Here is a 5,568-nt window from a genome sequence, read left to right on the forward strand (position 1 = left end):
GCGACACCCCGGGGGTGTTGTCCACGAAATTGGTGATCAGCCAGTTCAGGTTCTGTGCGGCCTGGCTCATCTGACTCAACTCAACGCTCCTGGTGGTTCGAGCCGCCGAAGAGATCGGTGCTGCTCTGCTGTCCGTTGCCGGAACCACCCCGGTCGGGGTCGATCCGGAAGCTCCCGGTGGAGCCGTCGCCGCTCGCGCTGCGGCCCTGCTCGACGCCGCGGCGCAGGTTGGTCAGCCGGCCGCGGACCTCCTCGGGGCTGCGGGAGACCTGCGGGCCGTCCTGCGGGAGGTCCTGCGGGGCTGCCTTGGCGTTGCCGGCGACCAGGTTCTGCTTGGGTACCCGGCGCGGCAGGCCGGAGGGCGTGGTGCCGCCGGCCGCCGGCTCGCGCAGCTGCTCGGCGCGCTGCCAGTCGCTGTCGTTGGGCGACTGCCAGGCCGCGTTCGGCGAGCTGGTCGGTCCGGTCGGGCCGTAGCCGCCGAGTGCCGACACCTCGTGGCTGCGGTTGTCCGGGAGGCCGGACGAGGTGTCCTTGGCGCCGGCGAACCAGTTCGGGCTCTCGCCGCCGCCCTGGTCGCCGAAGGCCGACGGGCCGCCGAAGCCGCCACCGACCGCCCGGTTCGAACCGGCTCCGCCACCGCTCAGCTGCTGGCCGGGACGGCGCTGCGGCAGACCCGAGCCCAGCGGGCCGGACTGCGGTGCCGCCGGGGGCAGCGCAGCCGGCTCGGCCGGGTACGCCTCGGGGGTGTACGGGTGGTCCGCGGCCTGGTCGGGCCGGCCGCCGAACGGCTGGTCCTGCTCGAACTGCTGTCCGCCGCGGCCGTACTGGTCCTCGCGGTAGCCGTAGTCGTCGGCGTACTGGTCCTCGCGGTAGGCCTGGGGCTGGTACTGCTCCTGGCCGTACTGCTGCTGGCCCTGGTACTGCTGCTCGCCCTGCTGGTAGCCGTAGTCGTCCGCGTACTGCTGGCGGCCGTACGGGTCCTGCTGGGCGTTCTGCTGGTAGCCCTGGGCCTGGTACTGCTCCTGGCCGTACTGGTAGCCCGCGTCGGTGCCCTGCTGGTAGCCGTACGGCTCACCGGGAGCCTGCGGGACCTCCTCCAGCTCGGCCTCGATGACCTCCTCGGCCTCCAGGGCCTCGGGGGCGGCGTCCAGGGCGGCGCGGCGGCGCTGCTGGTCCAGGCGCTGGGAGCGCTGCATGGCCTCCAGGGCCGGGCTGAAGCCGCTGCTGCCGCTGTTGCCGGTCAGGTGGTCGTCGAAGCCCAGCTCGGCGGCGCTGCGCTGGCCGCCCGGGATCTCCTGGGCCCAGGGCTCCTGCGGCTCCTGCTCGAAGATCCGCGAGACGGTGAACTGCTCCTCGGGCTCCGGCGCGTGCCGCATCTGGGTGAGGAACGGCGGGAGCATGACCAGCGAGGTGGTGCCGGCCGACTCGCCGGAGGGACGCAGCTGCACGCGGATGTCGTGCCGCTGGGACAGCCGGCCGACCACGAAGAGGCCCATGCGGCGCGAGATGGTGGCGTCGACCGTGGGCGGCTCGGCCAGCTTCTCGTTGATCTCGGCGAAGTCCTCGGCGGTGAGGCCGATGCCCTTGTCGTGGATCTCGACCAGCACCCGGCCGTCCGGCAGGCCGGTGGCGTTGACCAGCACGCGGGTCTGCGGGCTGGAGAAGGTGGTGGCGTTCTCCAGCAGCTCGGCGAGCAGGTGGACGAGGTCGGTCACGGCGGCGCCGACGATCTCGGCCTCCGGGATGCCGGAGAGCTCGACACGCTCGTACTGCTCCACCTCGGAGGCGGCGGCGCGGAGCACGTCGACCAGCGGGACCGGGGTGTTCCAGCGGCGGCCGGCCTCCTCGCCCGCGAGGACGAGCAGGTTCTCACCGTTGCGGCGCATACGGGTCGCGAGGTGGTCCAGCTTGAAGAGGTTCTCCAGCTGGTCCGGGTCGGCCTCGTTGTTCTCCAGCTCGGTGATCAGCGCCAGCTGGCGCTGGATCAGGCCCTGGCTGCGACGCGACAGGTTGGTGAAGATCGCGTTGACGTTCCCTCGGAGCAGGGCCTGCTCGGCGGCCAGCGAGACCGCCTGCTGGTGGACCTGGTCGAAGGCGCGGGCGACCTCTCCGATCTCGTCCTTGCCCCAGAGCGGAATCTGGGCCACCGAGGTGTCCACCCGCTCGGGGTCGGTCTGGGAGAGCTTGTCGACGAGGTCCGGCAGACGGTGGTTGGCGATGTCCAGCGCGGCGGTGTTCAGGACGCGCATGCCGAGGATCATCGAGCGGGCGATGAAGCCGGTCAGCAGACCGGCCAGCGCGAGCGCGGCGACCACGATGGCCGAGTTGAGGATCGCGTCGAACTGGGCGTTGGACTTGATGTCCTGGGTGCTGGAGACGACCTGGTCGAGCAGCTTGGTCTCGGCGGCGCGCAGCGAGGTCAGGTGGCTGCCGGTCGCCTGCATCCAGTTGGCGGTGTTGAGGCCTTCCTTCTGGGCGGTGTCGAAGCTGTGGTCGGCCGCGGCCTCACCGTTGCTCATACCGGCCAGGGCGGCGTCGGTGTACGAGAGCCCGATGTTCATCAGGCCCTGCATGGTCGGGACGGTGTTGTTGTCGGGCATCCGCAGCGGCGAGCGCGCGTCCTCGGCGGCCTGCTGGACCAGGGCGTCCGAGTAGACCTTGCCGTCCTCGGGGGTGCTACCGGTGCTGAACTCGTTGAGCGCCGTCTGCTCCAGCTTGCTGGAGACCAGCAGGGTCTGGATCAGCTCGCCGTTCTCGTACTTGGTCACCGACTTGGTGCCGATGCCGACGAGCAGGGTGAGCATCAGCGAACGCTGGCTGGAGGCCGAGGCCTTGGCCAGCGACAGGGCGTAGATCGCGCGGCCCTTGCTGGTGACGTCGGAGCTGCCGTAGCCGACGGAGTTGTCGATGGCCAGCAGCGGGGCGAACAGCGTCGAGTACGCGGCCTGGGTCGCGGTGGCGAACAGCTCGGGCTTGTAGGCGTTGTCCCGCAGGTGCGGGAGGTCGATCACCAGCTGCTGGAAGGCGTCGTTGCGGCGGGCCAGCGTGGCGTCGCCGGAGACCTTCTTGAACGCGGCGTTGTACGCGGCCAGGGCCTTGTCGGTCCTGGCGCGAAGCTTGGGTATCGAACCCTGGTCGTCGCGGCCGGTCATCAGCGGGATCACCGAGAGGTCGCGCTCGGACTGCAGCGAGTCCGCCAGCTCGGTGGCGGAGCGGGCCAGCTCGGCGGTCTTCTCCGCGTGATCGGCCGTGGTGAACTGGTCGATCGAGGTGTTGACGCGCAGGCCGCCGAAGACCAGGCCGATGACGACCGGGATCAGCAGGATGGAGACCAGTCGGGTCGGCACGCGCCAGTTGCGCGGGGCCAGGAAGTCGTACTTGCCGGAGCTCTGCCGGAGTTCCTCGGTGGTCCGGCCGGCGTTCGGCGCGTCGGGCCGGGGGCCCTTGGCGTCCTTCCTGCCGTCGCCCTTGCCCGGGATCGGGCGCTTGGGCGCGCCACTCAGCGAGCCCGGTCCGCCCGGTCCGCTGAGGACCTGGGGTGCCGGTCCGGGGGACGTACGGTCCTCACCGGCCGGGGTGAACGCAGAGAACCCGCCGGTCGACGGCTGGCCGCTACCGACCGCCTCGTTCTCGCGGGGCTCGGAGCGCCGCTGCGGGGTGCTTGGCTGCTTACGCCTCACTCGACAACAACCTCTCGGCCGCTTGGCGGCCATGGATCAATCCAGCGGCTTTCCCCCGCTTGCCGCAGCCCGCTGCTGGGTGGAACGTTCCCTGGGTGACTACGGGGTAGCTGGAATTCCAGCACGTGCGGGGAAACGGAACAAACAGTCACCTGTACGCGATGGGTAAGGAACAAATCGGACATTCCCTAACGATGCTGGCAAAACTCGGGCCAGATGCTGCAGAGTGGGTCGAAATCGCGACTCTGTGTTACTTTCGATCTTTAAATGCCTACCGAACTGTTATGCACCGCTGTGAACCTGCCCACTTCCCTGTGAAGAGAAGTGGGCAGGTTCGCGCTTTCTGTGTCGATGACCTGGGCAGATGGTCTGGTCCAGGCATCGTTTCCGGTCAGCGCAGTCGGGCGAGGAGGGCGTGCTCGACGAGGGTGATGAGGGCGCTCTTGGCGCTGTCGCGTCGGCGGGCGTCCAGGGTGATGACGGGGGTGTCGGGGCCGAGCTGGAGTGCTTCGCGGACTTCGTCCCCGGTGTGGGGCTGGTGTCCGTCGAAGCCGTTGAGGGCGACGACGAAGGGGAGTCCGCTGTTCTCGAAGTAGTCGAGGGCGGGGAAGCAGTCGGCGAGGCGGCGGGTGTCGACGAGGACGACGGCGCCGATGGCGCCGCGGACGAGGTCGTCCCACATGAACCAGAACCGGTCCTGTCCGGGGGTGCCGAAGAGGTAGAGGATCAGGTCTTCGTCGAGGGTGATGCGGCCGAAGTCCATGGCGACCGTGGTGGTGGTCTTGCCGGAGACGTGGCTGATGTCGTCGATGCCGGCGCTGGCGCTGGTCATGACGGCTTCGGTGCGCAGGGGGTTGATCTCGGAGACGGCGCCGACGAGGGTGGTTTTGCCGACGCCGAAGCCGCCTGCCACGACGATCTTCGCGGAGGTGGTGGCGCGGCTGGCGGCGGCCGCGTTAGAGCTTGCGAAGTCCACTGAGGACCCTTTCGAGCAGCGTGACGTCGGGCTGGTTGCCGGATTCGCCGCCGGCAGCGGGCTGGTGGATGGCGACAAGACCGGCCTCGGCCAGGTCTGCCACGAGGATCCGGGCCACTCCCAGGGGGATGGAGAGCAGCGCGGAGACCTCGGCCACGGATTTGACCTCGGTGCAGAGGGTGCAGATCCGCTGGTGTTCGGGCAACATCGTGGCCAGGCGCTCGGGGGCGACGCTGGCGGAGACCAGTGCCTCCAGGGCCAGTTCGTAACGGGGCCGGGTACGGCCGCCGGTCATCGCGAACGGGCGGATCAGCGGCCCCGAGTCGTGGTCGTCCAACTCCTCGGCGTAGCCGGGGTCCTCGGCCTGTTCGGGGAAGTCCTCCGGGCCCGGATAGCCCTGATGACCGGGGCTGGGCTGGACGAACTGCTGTTCGCTGTAAGTCTGCTGGCCGTACGGCCGGCGCTGCGGCTGCTGATGGTCCATCAACTGCTGCTGGCCGTCGTACTGGTAGCCGGGGTACTGCTGGCCCGCAGGGCCGGGGTGCTGACCGTGGCCGACACCGGGTGCTCCGAAAGCATCATGGCCGGTGCCAGGGTACGGAACGCCGTACTGGCCGCTGCGGTCGTCGGGCGGGGTCACGGTTCCTCTCCTCACATGGTGCGGCGGTGCGGTGCGAGCTCGGGCCGCAGGGGCCGAGCAGGTTGTGCGAAAGCCGTACAACGCCCGATCCCGGGACCGTGATTGACACGGTCCCGGGACGGGCCGGAGGTCTTTCGAATACCAGGACGGTATCCGACGAACCGTCAGTGCAGGAGACTGCCCTGGAGTTCTGCGCGGAGTGCGGGGGTGAGGACGGCGCCGGCCCGGTCGACGAGCAGGGCCATTTCGTACCCGACGAGGCCGATGTCGGA

At 69.8% G+C, this 5,568-nt stretch carries 3 protein-coding genes and 2 pseudogenes; all 5 read right to left on the reverse strand.

Annotation, left to right across the window (positions count from 1 at the left end; all coding sequences use genetic code 11):
• Positions 1 to 70, reverse strand: a pseudogene (locus ACFC1R_RS38415) (roadblock/LC7 domain-containing protein); the annotation flags it as partial.
• 10 nt (positions 71 to 80) lie between these two features.
• On the reverse strand, positions 81 to 3,680 hold the full coding sequence (locus tag ACFC1R_RS38420; RefSeq protein WP_375946369.1) for a nitrate- and nitrite sensing domain-containing protein: 3,600 nt from the start codon (positions 3,678 to 3,680) through the stop codon (positions 81 to 83).
• Positions 3,681 to 4,071: 391 nt separating this feature from the next.
• On the reverse strand, positions 4,072 to 4,656 hold the full coding sequence (locus tag ACFC1R_RS38425) for an ATP/GTP-binding protein (protein WP_045306887.1): 585 nt from the start codon (positions 4,654 to 4,656) through the stop codon (positions 4,072 to 4,074).
• Positions 4,637 to 5,296, reverse strand: coding sequence for a DUF742 domain-containing protein (locus ACFC1R_RS38430; RefSeq protein ID WP_375946370.1), 660 nt, complete (start codon positions 5,294 to 5,296; stop codon positions 4,637 to 4,639). The genes ACFC1R_RS38425 and ACFC1R_RS38430 overlap by 20 nt, the downstream gene beginning before the upstream one ends.
• 164 nt (positions 5,297 to 5,460) lie before the next feature.
• A pseudogene (locus ACFC1R_RS38435) lies at positions 5,461 to 5,568 on the reverse strand (roadblock/LC7 domain-containing protein); the annotation flags it as partial.

The sequence above is a fragment of the Kitasatospora sp. NPDC056138 genome, assembly GCF_042264695.1.
Lineage (GTDB): Bacteria > Actinomycetota > Actinomycetes > Streptomycetales > Streptomycetaceae > Kitasatospora.